General features: G+C 69.7%; 16 protein-coding genes. 8 read left to right on the top strand and 8 right to left on the bottom strand.

Annotation, left to right across the window (positions count from 1 at the left end; all coding sequences use genetic code 11):
* Positions 1–17: 17 nt before the first annotated feature.
* Entirely contained in the window at positions 18–1022 is a 1005-nt protein-coding gene (locus tag AOK17_RS21980; RefSeq protein WP_425424626.1) for an ABC transporter permease, read from the top strand.
* A 113-nt stretch (positions 1023–1135) separates the two neighbouring features.
* Here AOK17_RS21980 and AOK17_RS21975 read toward each other — a convergent pair whose 3' ends face one another.
* Positions 1136–4345: an alpha-L-rhamnosidase gene (locus AOK17_RS21975; RefSeq protein WP_055614234.1), complete on the bottom strand. Its 3210-nt coding sequence runs from the start codon at positions 4343–4345 to the stop codon at positions 1136–1138.
* 288 nt (positions 4346–4633) lie between these two features.
* Between AOK17_RS21975 and AOK17_RS21970 the strand changes: the two genes are divergently transcribed.
* The 3 genes from AOK17_RS21970 (at position 4634) to hemC (ending at position 7177) form a co-directional block, all read left to right on the top strand.
* Positions 4634–5122: a carboxymuconolactone decarboxylase family protein gene (locus AOK17_RS21970; protein ID WP_055614233.1), complete on the top strand. Its 489-nt coding sequence runs from the start codon at positions 4634–4636 to the stop codon at positions 5120–5122.
* 114 nt (positions 5123–5236) lie between these two features.
* On the top strand, positions 5237–6103 hold the full coding sequence (locus tag AOK17_RS21965; protein WP_055614232.1) for an AraC family transcriptional regulator: 867 nt from the start codon (positions 5237–5239) through the stop codon (positions 6101–6103).
* Between the two features lie 138 nt (positions 6104–6241).
* Positions 6242–7177 carry a hydroxymethylbilane synthase gene (gene hemC, locus AOK17_RS21960; protein WP_055614231.1) on the top strand — a complete coding sequence of 312 codons (936 nt, stop codon included), beginning with the start codon at positions 6242–6244 and terminating at the stop codon, positions 7175–7177.
* Between the two features lie 34 nt (positions 7178–7211).
* Here the strand turns inward: hemC and AOK17_RS21955 are convergent, their stop codons facing one another.
* Both AOK17_RS21955 and AOK17_RS21950 read right to left on the bottom strand, forming a co-directional pair.
* A complete protein-coding gene (locus AOK17_RS21955) occupies positions 7212–7808 on the bottom strand; it encodes an MBL fold metallo-hydrolase (RefSeq protein ID WP_055614230.1) in 597 nt (198 codons plus the stop codon).
* 102 nt (positions 7809–7910) lie between these two features.
* Positions 7911–8213: a muconolactone Delta-isomerase family protein gene (locus tag AOK17_RS21950; protein WP_055614229.1), complete on the bottom strand. Its 303-nt coding sequence runs from the start codon at positions 8211–8213 to the stop codon at positions 7911–7913.
* A gap of 152 nt (positions 8214–8365) precedes the next feature.
* Here AOK17_RS21950 and AOK17_RS21945 point away from each other — a divergent pair, with 152 nt between their 5' ends.
* The 3 genes from AOK17_RS21945 to AOK17_RS21935 all read left to right on the top strand — a co-directional run bounded on the left by AOK17_RS21945 (position 8366) and on the right by AOK17_RS21935 (position 10687).
* The gene (locus AOK17_RS21945) at positions 8366–9289 is read left to right on the top strand and encodes a LysR family transcriptional regulator (protein ID WP_055614228.1); all 924 of its coding nucleotides are present in this window, start codon (positions 8366–8368) and stop codon (positions 9287–9289) included.
* 253 nt (positions 9290–9542) lie between these two features.
* The gene (locus tag AOK17_RS21940; RefSeq protein ID WP_055614227.1) at positions 9543–10256 is read left to right on the top strand and encodes an SDR family NAD(P)-dependent oxidoreductase; all 714 of its coding nucleotides are present in this window, start codon (positions 9543–9545) and stop codon (positions 10254–10256) included.
* 59 nt (positions 10257–10315) lie between these two features.
* Entirely contained in the window at positions 10316–10687 is a 372-nt protein-coding gene (locus AOK17_RS21935; protein ID WP_055614226.1) for an SgcJ/EcaC family oxidoreductase, read from the top strand.
* 98 nt (positions 10688–10785) lie between these two features.
* On the opposite strand, the gene AOK17_RS21930 is transcribed toward AOK17_RS21935, so the two are convergent.
* From AOK17_RS21930 to AOK17_RS21915, 4 genes are all read right to left on the bottom strand, one after another.
* Positions 10786–11652 (bottom strand): RNA polymerase sigma-70 factor, encoded by an 867-nt coding sequence (locus AOK17_RS21930; RefSeq protein WP_055614225.1) that lies wholly within the window; start codon positions 11650–11652, stop codon positions 10786–10788.
* Positions 11649–12230 carry a carboxymuconolactone decarboxylase family protein gene (locus AOK17_RS21925; RefSeq protein WP_055614302.1) on the bottom strand — a complete coding sequence of 194 codons (582 nt, stop codon included), beginning with the start codon at positions 12228–12230 and terminating at the stop codon, positions 11649–11651. Before AOK17_RS21925 ends, AOK17_RS21930 begins: the two co-directional genes overlap by 4 nt.
* A 90-nt stretch (positions 12231–12320) precedes the next feature.
* Positions 12321–13298 (bottom strand): SMP-30/gluconolactonase/LRE family protein, encoded by a 978-nt coding sequence (locus tag AOK17_RS21920; RefSeq protein WP_055614224.1) that lies wholly within the window; start codon positions 13296–13298, stop codon positions 12321–12323.
* A gap of 109 nt (positions 13299–13407) precedes the next feature.
* On the bottom strand, positions 13408–14304 hold the full coding sequence (locus AOK17_RS21915; RefSeq protein ID WP_055614223.1) for a helix-turn-helix domain-containing protein: 897 nt from the start codon (positions 14302–14304) through the stop codon (positions 13408–13410).
* A 159-nt stretch (positions 14305–14463) separates the two neighbouring features.
* Here AOK17_RS21915 and AOK17_RS21910 point away from each other — a divergent pair, with 159 nt between their 5' ends.
* Positions 14464–15894 (top strand): FAD-dependent oxidoreductase, encoded by a 1431-nt coding sequence (locus tag AOK17_RS21910; protein WP_055614222.1) that lies wholly within the window; start codon positions 14464–14466, stop codon positions 15892–15894.
* Between the two features lie 68 nt (positions 15895–15962).
* Here AOK17_RS21910 and AOK17_RS21905 read toward each other — a convergent pair whose 3' ends face one another.
* On the bottom strand, positions 15963–16934 hold the full coding sequence (locus AOK17_RS21905) for an SGNH/GDSL hydrolase family protein (RefSeq protein WP_206190802.1): 972 nt from the start codon (positions 16932–16934) through the stop codon (positions 15963–15965).
* Positions 16935–17030: the final 96 nt, after the last annotated feature.

Raw genomic sequence — 17030 nt, 5'->3', positions numbered from 1 at the left:
AGACCACGGAAGCCGACATGCAGCCCGACGCCGTCCCAAAGGTCACCGACGAGGACCCGGGACCGAGCCGCGCCGACCGCTTCAGCGCCCTCGCCCAGCAGCACGGGGCCCTGGTCACCCTCCTGATGGCCATGGTCGTGGCGTCGCTGAGCTTCGACACCTTCCTGACCGGCGACAACCTGGAGAACATGGCGCTGTCCTCGGCCTTCCTCGCCGTGGTCGCGCTCGGCATGACGTTCGTCATCGTGACCGGCGGGATCGACCTGTCGGTCGGCTCGCTCTTCGCCCTCGGCGGCGTCGTGGCGGCCTGGGGCTCGCAGTACGGCTCGGCGGTGGCCCTGCTGCTCCCGCTCGCGGTGTGCGGGCTGATCGGCCTGGTCAACGGACTGCTCATCGCCCGGTCGGGACTGGCCCCGTTCATCGTCACCCTCGCCGCCATGCTCGGCGCGCGCGGCATCCTGCTGGCGATCACCGACGAGGGCTCCCGGACCTACCTCGTCGACAAGGACTCGTTCCTCGCGACGCTCGGCCAGGGCTCACTGCTCGGGATCGGCGTGCCCGTGTGGATCACGGTGACCCTGTTCGTACTGGGAGCCGTCGTACTGCGACGCACCAGATTCGGCCAGTACGTGTACGCGGTCGGCGGCAACGAGGACGCGGCGGCCCTGATGGGCGCCCCCGTGGCACGGACGAAGATCGCGGTGTATGCCGTGTCGGGGCTGTGCGCCGGTCTCGCGGGCGCGCTCAACGCGGCCTGGCTGCTGTCGGGCGTGACGATCCTCGGCTCGGGCATGGAGCTGGAGGCCATCGCGGCGGTCGTCATCGGCGGCACCCTGCTGTCCGGCGGTTTCGGGTTCGTCAGCGGTTCGCTGGTCGGGGTGCTCCTGCTGAAGGTGATCCAGAACGTCATCAACCAGATCGGCTCCCTCGACTCCGCCTACCAGCAGGTCGTCAGCGGGGCCTTCCTCGCCGTCGTGGTGGTGGCCCAGACCTGGCTCGGCCGTAGACGCCGCGTCCTGTGACCGCGAAGCCGCGGTCCTCTGCATGAGTTCCTGACCGACGACCTCGACGTGCGGCGCGGGCTGCCACCGGGCAGCCCGCGCCGACGTGTTCAGCCGTCTCGGGCAGTCACGCGCTACGTGGTGAAGCGGTGGCTGCCGGACCCGGCGCGGTACACCACGCAGCCGTCCTCCTCGCGCAGGAACGTCGCGCGGGTGTGGGTGACCGCGTCCGGACCGTCCGCGGGGATCCATACCTCGGCGGTCGTGTTGGCGGGCACGGTGCACGTCAGGACGAAGCCGCCGGACCGCTGTTGCCACCTCGTCGAGATCGGACCGTGGACCGAGGTGAACGTGGCGCGTGCGGAGGTGACGTCACCGCCCGGACGGGGACGGATGACGATCTCCCGGTAGCCGGGCCGGCCCGCCGAGATACCGGCGATGTTCGTGTACATCCACTCCCCCACCGAGCCGTAGGCGTAGTGGTTGAAGGAGTTCATGTCCGGTGTCTGGAAGTCGCCGTCGGGCTCGATGGAGTCCCAGCGTTCCCACATCGTGGTGGCGCCCTTGTCGATCTGGTAGCCCCAGCTGGGGAAGGAGCGCTGCTGGAGCAGCCGGTAGGCGACATCGGTGTGCCCGGAGTCGGTGAGCACGGGCAGCAGCCGGGGCGTACCGAGGAAGCCGGTCGACAGATGCCAGTCCTTGGCCTCGATCAGCGCGACGAGCCGGTCGGCCGCCGCTTTCCGCAGTGCGTCCGGCAGCAGGTTCATCGACAGGGCGAGGACGTACGCCGTCTGCGTGTCGCCCTTCACCCTGCCGTCGGCGGTGACGTAGGCGTCCTGGAACGCCTTGCGGACGCGCTCGAAGAGGTCGCGGTAGGGGGCGGGGTCCTTGCCGAGCTCCCCGGCCGTCCGGGCCGCAAGGTCGGCACTGTGCGCGAAGTACGCGGTGGCGATGACGTCCTTCGGTGTCTCGTCGGAGATGTTGAGCCAGTCGCCGTAGCCGCTGGCCGGCCGCAGCAGGCCGGTGCTGTTCTTCTCCAGGTACTTCAACCAGGCCTGGATGGACGTCCAGGCGTCCTCCAGCACCTGCCGGTCGCCGTACGCCTGGTACAGGGACCACGGGACCGTGACGCCCGCGTCGCCCCATCCGGCGACGCCGTTGCCGACCGTCCCGACCATGGGCGCCACATCGGTGAAGGCACCCTCGGCGGTCTGTGCGTCGCGCAGGTCCACGAGCCACTTGGTGAGGAAGCGGGCCGATTCCATGGTGTACGCGGCCGTGGGCGCGAAGACGTTGATGTCGCCCGTCCATCCCAGGCGTTCGTCGCGCGCGGGTGTGTCCGTCGGGATGGAGAGGAAGTTGCCGCGCTGCCCCCAAGTGATGTTGCTGTGCAGCTTGTTGAGCATCGGGACGTTCGTCTCGAACTCGAAGGTGAAGGGCGCCGCCGTGTGCATGACGCGGCCGGTCATGGCCTTCGCCGAGGGAGTGCCCGGGAACCCGGTCACCTCGACATAGCGGAACCCGTGGAAGGTGAAGCGCGGCTCGTACGTCTCCTCGCCACGGCCTTTCAGGATGTACGTGTCGGTCGCCGCGGCGGTGCGCAGGTTCGCGGTGTAGAGGGTGCCGTCCGGGTTGAGGACCTCGGCGTGTCTCAGCCTCACGGACGTTCCCGCGGGGCCCGCGACACGCAGCCGGACCGAGCCGACCATGTTCTGGCCCAGGTCAAAGACGAAGACGCCCGGCTTGGGTTCCGTCACCTTCTTGACCGGGAGTTCCCTGGCCACACGGACCGCGCCGTCCACCTGGGCGTCGATCAGGTCGGGAGCGGCATCTCCCGCGGCGCGCACGGCGAGCCACGCCCGGTCGTCGAAGCCGGGTGAGGTCCAGCCGGCGGTCTCCTTGCGCGCGTCGTACGTCTCGCCGCCCAGCAGGTCGGCGGAGACGATGGGTCCGGAAGTGGCCCGCCACTGGGTGCCCGAGGTGATGCGCTCGCTCGTGCCGTCGGCGTACTCGACCTCCAACTGCGCCAGCAGCGCCGGGCGTTCACCGTACTGGTGGGGCCCGAACATGCCGACGTTGCCCGCGTACCAGCCCGGAGCCACGTAGGCGCCGATGGCGTTTGCGCCCTGCCGCACGAGCCCTGTGACGTCGTACGTCTGGTACTGGACGCGCTCGCGGTAGTCGGTCCAGCCGGGGGCCAACTCATCGCGGCCCACGCGGCGGCCGTTGAGGTGCGCCTCGTACAGGCCGAGAGCCGTGGCGTACAGGCGTGCGCGTGACACCTTCTTTCGCGGCAGCCGGAACTCGTGCCGCAGTTGGTTGGCGGCGTACACGACCGGGACGACCCTGCCCCATGGCCCGGCTCCCCACGCGGCTGCCTTCTTCGCCGCCTGCCAGCCGCTGTCGTCGAAGTCTGCGTCGCGCCAGCCGTCGGCGGGTTCCTTGTCCGTCGACCTCCAGGAGGTGTCGGTGACGATCCGCTGCTCACCGGCGGGCGTCCGGACGGTCAGGACGGCGACCAGGCCGGCGGGTCCGACGGTCGCGTTCGTCACCGACACCGCGAGGACGTTGCCGCCGGAGCGCACCTGGGCGAGTACGTCGACGACGGCCGGTCGACGCCAGCCGTCGTGGTCCGTCTCCAGGTCGGTGTGGGCCACCTCGGCGCCGTTCACGGAGACGGAGTACACGTTGTCGGCGGTGAGGGCGAGGGTCGCCGCCGTGACTCCGGCCGGGAGGTCGAAGGTCCGGCGGAACCAACGGGTCGCCGCGGGCGCGCTGTTGGCCGGTTCGCCCTCGGGGAACCAGATCCAGTCACAGCCTTCGAGGGACGGCGCGTCGGTAAGGGCCGCGGGAGCGGAGATCCAGTTCGCGGACCACTGCGCGGCGCCCATGAGGCCCGTTTCCCACCACGACGGCGCGCTCCAGCCGGACGCCTCGCCGTCGCCGTCCCACACCCGCACGGACCAGAAGTAGCGTGTCCGCGGCTTGAGTTGAGGGCCCGCGTACGGAACGAGGGACGAATCGCCGGAGGCGATCTTCCCGCTGTCCCAGACATCCGGGCGGGACAGGCGCGACTCGCTGGAGGCGACGCGGACCTGATAGGCGCTCTGACGTGACCCCGGCTTTTCCGAGGCCATCGGCCAGCTCAGGCGAGGGCGTTGCGCGTCGAGGCCCAGGGGATGCTGAACGTACTCGACGGTCGGCGCGGTGACGCGCAGGGCGCCGCGTTGCGCGGACGCCTGAGCGGATGCGGACGCCGGCGCGGCGGCGGCCGATCCTGCTCCGGCGGCCACACCGGCAACCGTGGCCGCCGCGCTCGCCAGGATGTTCCTCCTACTTATCACTACGGGCCCCTAACGCAGGATGATGAATCGATTCACGGCGTTGGACTTAGGTGAACGTAGGGGCGCCCGAGACGAGGGTCAATGAGTGTGCAGGGATTTCTTGACGGACAGTCCGATGAAGGTGTGACTTCGGCCGGGTTCGCTGCAGTCACGAGGCGAAGCAATTGAACGGTTTCAAGTCCCCGGAAGGCAGGCGTCACATGAGGCCTGCGACGATGATCCCGACGCGTACGCGACGGACGCGACGCAACGATCAGGGCCGGGGACGGCCCGCCGAAGGAGTTCAGCTTGAGCGACACGACGACGGGCACCGCGGGCAGGCGGGTCTTCATCGACAAGCAGAGCCCCAAGGCCTATCACGCGCTGGTCCAGGCCTCCGAGGCCGTCCGTGCGACCGCTGCCGACGCGGGCCTCGACCGCGCCCTCGTGGAGCTGATCAACCTCCGTGTGTCCCAGATCAACGGCTGCGCCTTCTGCCTCAACGTGCACACCAAGGCCGCACTTCGCGCGGGCGAGACCACACAACGCCTGGGCGTACTGCCCGCCTGGCGTGACACGGAACTGTTCACGCCAAGGGAACGGGCCGCGCTCGCCCTGGCGGAAGCGACCACCGACATCGCGAACGCGACCGCCCAGGAGGACGCCTACGAGGAAGCCCGCCGAGTCCTGACCGAGGACGAGATATCCGCCGTGATCTGGGTGGCCCTCACCATCAACGCCTTCAACCGCGTCTCGATCATGAGCAGGCATCCGGTGCGCGGGCTCCCTCAGCAGTGACGCGTACGCGCTGGTCGGGGCGGGCGTCGTACCCGACCGAACCGGGCACAGGATGTCGGGTCCGGCAGGGTGGGTCCTTCCTAACGTTGGTGATCGAAAGGGAAGGAGACCGGGGTGCTGGAGCGGCTCAACCAGGCCATGGAGCACATCGAGTGCCACCTCGATCAGCGCATCGAGGTGTCCGAACTGGCGCGGATCGCGGTGACGTCGGAGTACCACTTCCGGCGGCTGTTCTCGGCGCTGGCGGGGATTCCGCTGTCGGAGTACATCCGGCGCAGGCGCCTGACGATCGCGGGTGCCGAGGTGCTGGCCGGTGAACGGACACTGCTGGAGATCGCGGTGCGCTACGGCTACACCTCGGGGGAGGCGTTCGCGCGTGCGTTCCGCACGATGCACGGCGTCGGTCCCGGCGAGGCCAGGCGGGTCGGTGCGAGTCTGCAGTCCCAGCCCCGGATGTCCTTCCGACTCGTCGTCGAAGGGAGCAGCAGCATGCGATACAGGGTCGTGGAGAAGGAGGAGTTCCGGGTGGTGGGCAAGAAGGCGCGCGTCCCCCTCGTGCACGAGGGGATGAACCCGGCGATCGCCGACTTCATCCGGGGCATCGGCAAGGAGACGATCCAGCGCATCGAGCAGCTGTCCGATCAGCAGCCGGAGGGCATCATCTCGGTGAGCGACAACCTGGACGAGAGCCGCGCCGAGGGAACCGAACTCGACTACTACCACGGCGTGGTGACCCACGCCGCCGTGCCCGAGGACATGGACGCGCTCACCGTCCGGGCCGGGACATGGGCCGTGTTCGAGAACTCCGGGCCGTTCCCGCAGGCGCTCCAGTACCTGTGGCGGGACGTGTTCACCCAGTGGTTCCCGTCCAATCCGTACCAGAGCCGGCCCGGGCCCGAGATCCTGCGGACCCGGCTGTCGCAGGATGCCACGCACGCCGACGCGGAGCTGTGGATCCCCGTGGAGCGGACCGCGGTCTGAGAGCCGGCGCGCGGCCCGGGCCGGGGGGCCGGGCCGCGCGCCGGCACGCCGTCTGTTTCCGCAGGCGACGCGTCCGACGCCGTCCGCACGTTTCCGGCGGATGCCGGAACGGCGGCTTCAAGGGTCTATCGTGTCCGCATGTCCGTCCCTGAACTGATCCGTATCGTCTCGCGCGACTCGCCCATGGCGCTGGCCCAGGTGGCGCGCGTCCAAGGTGAACTCGCCGCGCTGTACCCGCACTTGCGCACCGAAGTGGTGCCCGTGAAGACGACCGGCGACAAGTGGATGGGCGATCTCGCCCAGGTCGAGGGCAAGGGGGCGTTCACCAAGGAGGTCGACGCCGCACTCCTGGCCGGCGAGGCGGACCTGGCGGTGCACTGCGTCAAGGACGTGCCCGCCGACCGGCCGCTCCCGGCGGGCACCATGTTCGCCGCGTTCCTCAAGCGGGACGACATCCGCGACGCCCTCATCCACCCCGACGGACTCACCCTCGACGAGCTGCCGGACGGAACCCGCATCGGCACCTCCTCGGTGCGCCGCATCGCCCAGTTGGCCGCATCCCACCCGCATCTTCAGTGCGTGCCCTTCCGCGGCAACGCCAACCGGCGCCTGGCCAAGCTCGCGGCCGGCGAGGCGGACGCGCTGCTGCTCGCGGTCTCCGGCCTGGAGCGCATCGAGCGCACCGACGTGATCAGCGAGATCCTCTCCCCCGAGACCATGATGCCGCCGATCGGCGCGGGCATCCTCGCCCTGCAGTGCCGCGAGGGCGACACGACGGTCATCGACACCGTCAGCGCCCTCGGCGACCCGGACACCCACCGCGAGGCCACCGCGGAGCGCATGTTCCTCCACGTCCTCCAGGGCCACTGCAACTCCCCCATCGCCGGCTACGCAACGGCCGCACGAAACGGCGAACTCTCCCTGCGCGCCTGCGTGTTCACCCCGGACGGCAAGACCCAGCTCAACGCCCACGAGTGGGCCGGGCCCCTCGACCCGGCCACCCTCGGCACCTCCGTCGCGGTGGCCCTGCTGCGCCAGGGCGCCCGGGACCTGATCGACGGCATCGCCCACTGACGACTCGGGCCCGGACTCAGGCCCAGGCCCAGGCTCAGAGCGATTCGCCGGGCGCCAGATAGCGGTAGCCGCTGTCGGTCGACTCGGCGAGCCAGGCGTTGACGCTGTTGAGGCCGCGATCGTTGATCTGGGCGTCGTGTATCGGGAACACCCTCCGCGGTTCGATCGCGTTGACGAAGTTGATGGCCTCCGCCATCTTCATCCACGATCCCTGGGCCGGGACCAGGAGCGTCTCGACCGGCTGCTCAGGGACGTGGAGCGAGTCACCGGGATGGTAGACCGACTCGTCGACGATGTAGCCGAGGTTCGCGCAGTCCGGCTCACCGTCGTAGATGAACGCGTGACGCCCGCCGACCGCTCGCACTCGGAAGCCGGCGGCGGTGAACTCGGTCCCGGAGGACACCCCGATGGTCTCCAGCTGTGGAATGTCGGCGTCGGCCGGGGCGTACACCGGCACGCCGAGCCCGGCCAGGCGAAGGACGTCGATGTGATCGGCGTGCTCGTGCGTGACCAGGACGGCGTCCGCGCCGATCAGGGCCGCCGGCTCGCTCCATGTCCCGGGATCGATGACCAGCACCCGGCCATCGTGTTCGAGCCGCACACATGCATGGGTGTATTTCGTGATCCGCATGGCGTCTCAACGTACGCCGTATGCCCGCTGGTTCCAGACTCCCTACGCAGGCGGGTGCGCGGGGGCTGGAGTGCGAACGGGAGTCGTAAAGCGAGGTGATCGTCACTGCGTAGCGTCGGTCCCGCCCGGGTCATTCGGGTGGGACTGGAGTGCGGTGACGGTGAAGGTCATCCACGGGCGAAGCGGCAGTGTGCCGAGCACCTCCGCGTGGAGTTCCTCCTCGTCCAAGGCCCGCCAGATGCCGATGCTGCGCAGTTCGCCGACCGGGCGCCAGAGCCGCGCCAGATTTCCGGTGGCGGCGAGTTCCCGGGCACGGACGGCTTCGGCCGCGCGTCGCCGGTCGACCTCGTCCTGGCTGGTTCCCTCGGGGACAGTGGTCGTGATCTCGACCAGGAACTCTCGCATGGTCCTGCTCCGCTCGATGGGGTGTCCGGCGGGAACCGGAACGCCGCGATGGTGATCGCGTCCTGTGGTCGTCATCGTCCGCCCGCGACCAGGCCCGACGCCACGACCGGCTGCCTCGCTGCTGATAGGGACAGCCTCCTACGGGACGTACGATGACGGATGTGGAGTTGCGCCAACTGCGGTACTTCGTGGCGGTGGCCGAGGAGCTGAACTTCGGCCGGGCCGCCGAGCGGCTGCTCATCGCCGGCCCGTCCCTGTCCCAGCAGATCAAGGCGCTCGAACGCGATCTCGGGGTGCGCCTCTTCGACCGTGACCGCCGATCGGTGTCGCTCACCCCGGCCGGTTCGGCCCTGCTCCCCCACACCCGCGCCCTGCTGGAACGGGCCGACGACCTCCAGCACCGCGCCCGCCGCCTGTCCGGATCGGATCCGGTACGGCTCGGTTACGTCAACTGGCTGCCGGCTGACCTGACAGCCCGCACCTCCGCCGTGGCCCAGCTCCACATCGACGCGTGGATCGCGCCCTCCCACACCCAGGCCGCCCGGGTCGCCGACGGCAGCCTGGACCTCGCCGTGTGCTGGGTGCGGTCCGAGGATCTGGAGCGGCACGGCCTGGAGGCCCGGCTCATCGGCGCCGACCGGCTCTACGCCGTCGCGGCCGGCGACGACACCGGCGAGGTGGCCGCCGAGGACACCGTCGTCCTCCTCGACGACGACACCACCTCGTGGTCCTCCTGGAACACCTACGCCGAGCAGCTGGCGCACGACACCGGGGCCCACGCGGTTCGTATCTTCGACGGCGGCATCACCGGCCCGGCCTTCTTCGACCACGTACGCCGCAGCGACCGCCCGGTCATCAACTCCCCCAAGGGTCAGACCACGCCGCTGCCGCCCGACGTCGTCCAACGCCCGGTCGTCGCGCCGGAGATCTACTGGACCTGGTCCCTGGTCCGGCGAGCCGGTGAGGCCCGCACCGCCGTTCTCGCCGTGGCCGACGCCCTGTGCGACCGAGTCGGTGACCTCGGCATCCACGGCCCGGCCGCGTGGCTGCCCGACGGCGACCCACACAAGCTCTAGCCGACGCCGTCGCCGGCCCCCACCTCGACCCCGACGCCGACTCCGACTCCGACGCCAGGCGTCCTCCCGAACGGCGTCCCGCCGACCTGCGCTGGGAGCCCAGCCCTACCAGCTGGGAGAAAGCCGGTCCTGGCCATCACCCCTCTGACCTTTGACTTCTCCTCCTGAGGCCGCCTAGTTTCCAAATAGTCGACCGGTTGGCTAGTAAGAAATCGGTCCAGGAATCCGCACCCCACAACCGGAGAAGGTCACCATGAGCACCCAGCACCAGAAGGTCGCCGTCATCACCGGGGCATCGCAGGGCATCGGCGCCGGACTGGTCGAGGCCTACCGCAAGCTCGGCTACGCCGTCGTCGCCACCTCACGCACCATCGCCCCCGCCGACGACGCGGACATCCTGACCGTCCAGGGCGACATCGCCGACCCCGCGACCGCCGAGCGCGTCATCGCCGCCGGCGTGGAGAGGTTCGGCCGCGTCGACACCCTGGTCAACAACGCGGGCGTCTTCGTCGCCAAGCCCTTCACGGACTACACCCAGGACGACTACGCCACCGCGACGGGCGTGAACGTCACCGGCTTCTTCCGCATCACCCAGCTGGCCGTCGAGCACATGCTCGCCCAGGGCGGCGGCCACATCGTCAACATCACCACCAGCCTGGTCGACAACGCCGACGCCAACGTGCCCTCCGTGCTGGCCTCGCTGACCAAGGGCGGCCTGCAGTCCGCCACCAAGTCCCTCGCCATCGAGTACGCCACCCGCGGCATCCGCACCAACGCCGTCGCCCCGGGCACCATCAAGACCCCCATGCACCCCGAGGAGACCCATGCGGCCCTCGCCGGCCTGCACCCGGTCGGCCGGATGGGCGAGCAGAGCGACATCGTCGACGCCGTGATCTACCTGGAGAACGCGCCGTTCGTCACCGGCGAGATCCTCCACGTCGACGGTGGCATGAGCGCCGGTCACTGACGGTCCCGTCGCTCGTCTCGACCCCATGAGCCCATGACCCCATCGGCAAGGAGAACCCGATGAACAGCACCACAGACACCGCATCGGTCCTGCGTGGCCTCCTCGACCGGTGGAAGGCCGCCGTCGACGGACACGAGCCGCAGAAGGTCGCCTCCCTGTTCACGGAGGACGCGATCTTCCAGGGGCTGCATCCCTACAGCGTGGGGCGCCAGGGCATCGCGGACTACTACGACTCCCAGCCCCTCGGTCTGACGGCCGCGTACCGGATCGTCGAGACGAGACGCCTCGCCGACGACCTCGTACTGGGCTATCTGAGCGTGGACTTCTCGTTCTCCGACCGCCCCACGCTCACCGTCAGCCTCAGTGTGGTGGTGAAGCGCACGGAGGAGGACTGGTACATCAGCCACTACCAGGTCTCGCGCCTCGGCTAGTTGCTGTTCACCTCGTTGCCGTTCACCGAGGCGGTCGTGGGTGTTCCGGACGGCTGGGAACCGCCCGGAGCACCCACGACGCCGGAGCAGCAACAGGCCTACCTGGAGAGTTCGGACCGCACGTCCAGCCGTGTCAGCTTCTGCGGGTTTCTCACCAGGTAGATCCGGGTGACCCGCCCGCCGTCCACCACGAGGCTGACCGCGGCCGGCTCGCCGTCGACCTCGACCCGGCCCGCGAGGGCGCCGTTGAGCCACACGGTCGTCGTCTCGAACGGGGTGACCACTCGATCCGTGCGCGCGAGCAGCTTCGCCACCGGTTCGACGCCGTGGATCGGTGCCTGAACGGCGGCCACCACCCCGCCGCCATCGGCGATCAGGACCACGTCCGGCGACATGACCGCCATCAGCTCCTGCAGCTGACCGGTGCGCAGCGCGAGCAGGAAGCGCTCCACCACGGCCTGCTGCTCCGACCGGCTCACCCGCACCCGCGGCCGTCGGGCCGCCACATGTTCGCGGGCCCGCCGCCCGATCTGCCGTACCGTGGCCGCGGACTTCCCGACGACCTCGGCTATCTCGCCGTACGGCATCTCGAAGACTTCGCGGAGTACGAACACCGCTCGCTCCGTCGGTCCGAGCGTTTCGAGGACGGTCAGCATCGCGATCGAGACGCTCTCCGCGAGTTCGACGTCCTCGGCGACATCGGGGCTGGTCAGCAGCGGTTCCGGGAGCCACTCGCCGACGTACTCCACGCGGCTGCGCGACAACGCCCGCAGCCGGTTGAGCGCTTGCCGTGTGACGATCCGGACGAGATACGCCCGCGCGTCACGCACCTGTGAACGGTCGACGTCGGCCCACCGCAGCCAGGACTCCTGCAATACGTCCTCCGCGTCGGCCGCCGAGCCGAGCATCTCGTAGGCGACCGTGAACAACAGGCTGCGATGGGCGAGGTAGGGATCCTCGGTCATATCGCCGTCGACACCACGCCGGGGTTCTCCGAGCGTGCGGCCAGCGGAATCCCGCACGCGTCGGAGAAGCCCTGCGAGGTGATTCCGTGCGCCGTGTTGTTCCTGGTCGACATGTTGGCGAAGCCGATGACCGCGGTCAGCTCCACCATCGCCGCCGGGCCGAGCCGGTCGAGCAGGCCCGCGTACAGCTCGTCGGTGACGGTCGTCGGCGTGCTGGTCATCGCCTCGGCGTACTCCAGTACGTCCCGCTCCAGCGGCGTGAACACGTCCGACTCCCGCCAGCGCGGCACTTGACTCGCCTTGGTCAGGTCGAGGTTCTTGTTCAGCGCCTGGAAGTAGTTGATGTCGAGGCACCAACTGCAGCCGACCTGTGCCGCGACCGCCATGTGCGCGAACGTCTTGAGAGACTCGTCGGCCATGTCCCACTGGCTGATTTTGCCACCCATCTCCGTGGCATCCTGGGCGACCTTGGGATTGTGTGCCGTCACCTCGAAAGGTTCGGGCACGGCACCGAACTGCTTGATCGTGGTCTCCCGGAGTTGGGTGGGAAGCTCCGCCTTCGGAATGCGCAGTGTCACGATGTTCTCCTTGTCCGTCGGCCCGTTCGGCCGGTTCGGCATGAAGACACCGCCGGGGCCGGGAGTGTGACACCCACATCGCTGCCGCGCTCAGTGGCCGTGACGGTTCAGGCGGGCGTGGAGCAGGTTGGGGTCGGTTGCGGTGAGGTAGGCGGCGCTGGGCACGTAGACGTCCTTGCCGCGGATCGCCACGGAAGTGGGGTTCTGCAGTCCGTCGGAGGAGTCCAGGACGGTGGTGTGCGTGCCGTCGTCCGCGATGCGCACGACCGTGCCGGGCCCGTTGAGCGCGGCGAGGATCTCGTTGCCCCGGCCGGTGAAGGCGAAGTCGTCGATGCCCTCAAGTCCGGTGGCCCTGACGGTCGGTGTGCCCGCGCGGTGGCCGCCGCGGAGGGGGAGGCTCAGTACGGTGCCCCGGTCGAGGTTGGTCACCCACAGCGCGCCCTCGTGCACGCGTGCGCCATTGGCTCCGAGGAATCCCTGTGCGGCGAGCTCCGGTGCGGTCGACCAGGCCGTCGCGCGTCCGCCGTTCGCGGGGACTCGCCATACGGTGCCGAGGACCGAGTCCGTGATGTAGAAGGCGCGCGAGCGGGGATCGAAGGCAAGTCCGTTGGGCAGGCCGTCGGCGGGGAGGGCGGCGATCCGTTCCGGGGCCCTGTGCCCCGGCTTCAGCCGCCACAGGCCTGTCAGGTCCGCGGTGCCGGTGGCGTAGAGGACGTACAGGGTTCCGTCGTCGGTACGGACGAGCCCGGTGGTCAGGGGGAAGCCGAGCACCGGGGTGTGGACGCCGCCGTCGGAGGGAGCCGGCAGGGTGGCCAGGATCTGTGTCGCGCCGCTCCGGGCTATGCGCGCCACTTGGCGGGCGGCGGCGAAGGTGACGTCCACGGAGCCGTTCGGCTCGATGACGGCGTTCTCCGGCAGCTGTCCCTGGGCCAGGTCGAAGTGGGTGACGATCCGGGCCTGGGACAGCGGTGCGGTGGCGGCGACCGCCTCCGTCGCCGTGGCGACCGTCACGAGGGAAAGGCCGGCCGCGGCGGCGGCGAGAACAGCGCTCTTGAGGTTCTTCTTCATGATTCCTTCTGGTTTTCGGGCATGACAAGGAAACGCAGCGACGAAAATGCTTCTGCGTAGAGCAATTGACGATTGACGCCGGATCAGAAAAGGGTTCTCCGGCGTGAGGTCACCGCGGAGCCGGCCCCGTTGCCGGGATCGGAATGTGCGGTGCGGGCAAGGAATGCGCGGTGCGGGAGAGAAGGGCGAGTGCGTGGGCGGAGGCCGAGCCGGGCGCCGCGGTGACCATGACGATCCGCTGGTCCGATTCGGCCTGGAGGGTCTGCTGGGTCACCTCGATCGAGCCCACCGACGGATGCCTCATGGTGTAGATCGCGACGGGGCAGGCACGAACCCGGTGATCGGCCCACAGCGATTCGAATTCATGGCTTTTCAGCAGGAGATGACCGACGAGTGAGGCCATTTTCGGGTCGTCCGGATGACGGCCCGCCGCGAGGCGCAGCGTTCCGACCACATCGCGGGCTTTCTGCTGCCAGTCGGCGTACAGGTCCCGCGTATGGCAGTCGCAGAACACCAGCTCCGCCATGTTCGGCCGTTCCGCGGGCCGGTCCGGGCTTTCCGGGTCGAGGTGCCCCGCGAAGAGCAGATGTCCCGTCCGGTTCCAGGCCAGGATGTCGCAGCGCCGGCCGAGGACGACCACGGGCACGTCGGTCAGGGCCGACACCAACTGGCGGACCGACGCCGCCACCTGCTCCGGCGGCACCCTGCGTGGTTTCGCCGGGCGGCGCTGCGCCACGGCGAGATCGTGCAGGTGGAGACGGTCGGCGTCGTCCAGATCCAGAGCCCGGGCAATGGCGTCGAGGACCTCCGGTGAGGCGTTCGACGAGTGCCCCTGTTCGAGCCTGGTGTAGTACGAGGAACTCACCCCGGCCAGGAGCGCCAGCTCCTCGCGGCGCAGACCGGGCACCCTCCGTCGTTCCCCGTACGTGGGGAGCCCCACGTCGTCCGGCCGCACCTGGGACCGGCGTTTCTGCAGAAACTCCCCGAGGGGCCGCTTTCCGTTCATGGCTCATAGTCTGCGGCGCCGCTTCAGGACCAACCATCCCCTGCCGTGGATAGGCAGGGGATGGTGAGGGAGGAAGGCCAGGCACGGGATGGTGAGGAAGCCGCCCCGGCCGACGGACTCACCGCTGACGGACCCGTCTCCGGAGGAAGAGAACCGACCATGGCGAGGATCGTCGTACTCGGTGCCGCGCTCGGCGGCCTGCAGACAGCGCTGCTTCTCGCCCAGGACGGCCACGAGGTGACCGTCCTGGAACGCGATCCGCAGCCCCCGCCGCCCGACACGGAACTCGCGTGGTCGCAGTGGCCACGCCCCGGTATCGCCCAACTGCGCCAGACCCACCTGCCGCTCGCACGGTGGCTTCAGCTGGCCGAGGCCCATCTCCCGGACCTGGTCCAGGAGATGACGGAGGCGGGGGCGGTCCGAATGAATGTACTGGCGCCCGAACCGGCCTTCCGCGGTCCGCTGTTGGCCGGGGACGAACGGTTCGACACCCTCGCCGCTCGGCGTTCCCTGCTCGAATCCGCCGCGACGCGCGTCGCCCAGGGGGCGGGCATCCGCATCGGATGGGGTACCGCCTGCCGGGGCCTGCGCAGCTCGCCGGGCCCGCGGATCCCGTACGGTGGCGCGTCCGGCGATCGTGTTCCTCTGGTCACCGGAGTGGAGACCCACGCGGGCGGTACGGCGGCCGACCTGGTGGTCGACTGCACCGGGCGCAGGTCCCAACTGCCCTTCTGGCTGCGGGCCATCGGCGTGCCGTGTCCGGTCGACGAGTCCGGTCGGCGCGGCTTCACCTACTACAGCCAGTACTTCCGGTCCGCCGACGGCGCGCTGCCGACGGACCGGTTTCCCCTGGTGGTGGAGCACGGGTCGCTCGGTCTCCTGCGCATCCCGGCCGACCACGGCACGTACTCGCTCTGTCTCATCGGCCGCAGCGACGACCAGCAGCTGCGGCGGGCCCTGCGGAACGAGCGCGCCTGGTCCGCCGCCGTGCGTCTGTTCCCCGGCGCGGACCGCTGGCTCGACGGGCGGCCCGTCACCGACGGCATCCAGATCATGGCCGGCCTCACGGACCGCAAACGGCCCCTGTACGACACCCAACGCCCTCTCGTCACCGGGCTGGTGGCCGTCGGGGACGCCTGGGCCATCACCACGCCGACCGTGGGACGCGGGCTGGCCATGAGCCTGCGGCACAGCCTGCTCCTGCGGGAAACCCTGCGACGGACGGGCACCGCTCACCCCGTCGAACTCGTCACCCGGTTCGCGGAGGCGACCAGGGACAGCCTCGGAAGGGTGTACGAGCTCACTGCCGCCTACACCCGCCACCGTCTCGCCGAGATGGACGCGCACACGGCCGGGACCGTCTACCGGAACCCTGACTGGATCCGGGCCAAAGGACTCGCTCTGCTCGCGCGGCGCGACACCGACGCACTGCGCGCGGAACGGGCAGCGGCCCATCTCCTGCCCGGCGCCCGCGATGCACTGCGCGCTCCGGCCCTCGCCGACGCGGTCACGCGGCTCGTCCCCGAGGTGGAACAGCACGTGCCACCCGGTCCCTCACGGGCCGATCTCCTCAAGGCCATCCATTCCTGACGCAAGGACTGAGGAGCCGTACCCGGGCGTCGGCCCGGGTACGGCTCCTCGAAGATGCCGGATGCGGCTCAGTTCACGCCGAGGGCGTTCAGAATCGCCACGGAGACCTGATCGGCGGCGTTCTTGTGGCCCTTGGCGTTGGGGTGCACGAAGGCCACATCGGTCGGGAAGGTGGTGAAGACGCCCTCCACCCACTTGCCCGCGTCGCAGACGCTGTGGTTCCGGGAGGAGGGGGCCAGGTCGACGAACGCGTCCCCGTGCTCACCGGCCGCCTTCTCGATGGTGGCGTTGAGCGGTTTCAGGACGTCGTCGCGCGGCCAGTCCAGGTCTCCCGGGGTGATCGAGGCGAACTGCTCCCAGTCGTTGTACCGGCACTTGGAGGTGTCCTCGGGGATGACTGTGGGGTATCCGACGTTCACGATCTTGGCGTGCGGGGCGCGCTCGTGCAGGGTGGCGAGCATGTCGTCGTAGTCCTTGCCCACCTTGGTCAGCCGGGCGGGGACGTTGTCGGCGAGGTCGTCCCGGCACGGTGTGCCGACGCCGCCGCTGCCGTCGCCCAATTGAAGGCAGGTGAAGAGGATTTCGGCGAACCCGAGGGTGTTGCCGCCGACGCCGACGGTGACCACGTCGGTGCCGGGGTTCACCGCCTCGGACTGGGGAGGCACCGGAGGGAACGGGTAGTCCGGGTCCTCGGAGAAGGGCGGCAGGTGGCGGCCGATCGGCTCCTGGGCGTTGAAGGTGACGTCCTCGACGGTGGCGGCGCCGCAGCTGACGTTCGTCAGATCGATCAGGGAGCCGAGGTCGCGGTCGATGACCTGCGGGTAGGACAGGTCGGTACGCTCACAGCCGTCGCGTGGGACTTCGAAAGTCTCGCCTGCCGCCGGGATGACTCCGGCGGTGTAGGAGTCGCCGAGGGCGACCCAGTCATAGGCCGCCGCGGCTGCCGGGGTTGCGCCGGCGAGCTGTACGGGGACGAGGGCCGCTGCGGCGAGAGCCGCGGTGGAGCCCAGCACGGTCAGCCTGGTGCGCACGTTTGCCACGAATCCTCCAGAGATACGGTGTTGACGCCGCTATGACCGTACGAGGATCGTCACTCAGTGCACTAGATCCGATACGGACAGTCACAATCTGTCGGA

The organism is Streptomyces phaeochromogenes (genome assembly GCF_001418655.1).
Lineage (GTDB): Bacteria > Actinomycetota > Actinomycetes > Streptomycetales > Streptomycetaceae > Streptomyces > Streptomyces phaeochromogenes.
This window is presented reverse-complemented; position numbering and strand designations above follow the sequence as displayed.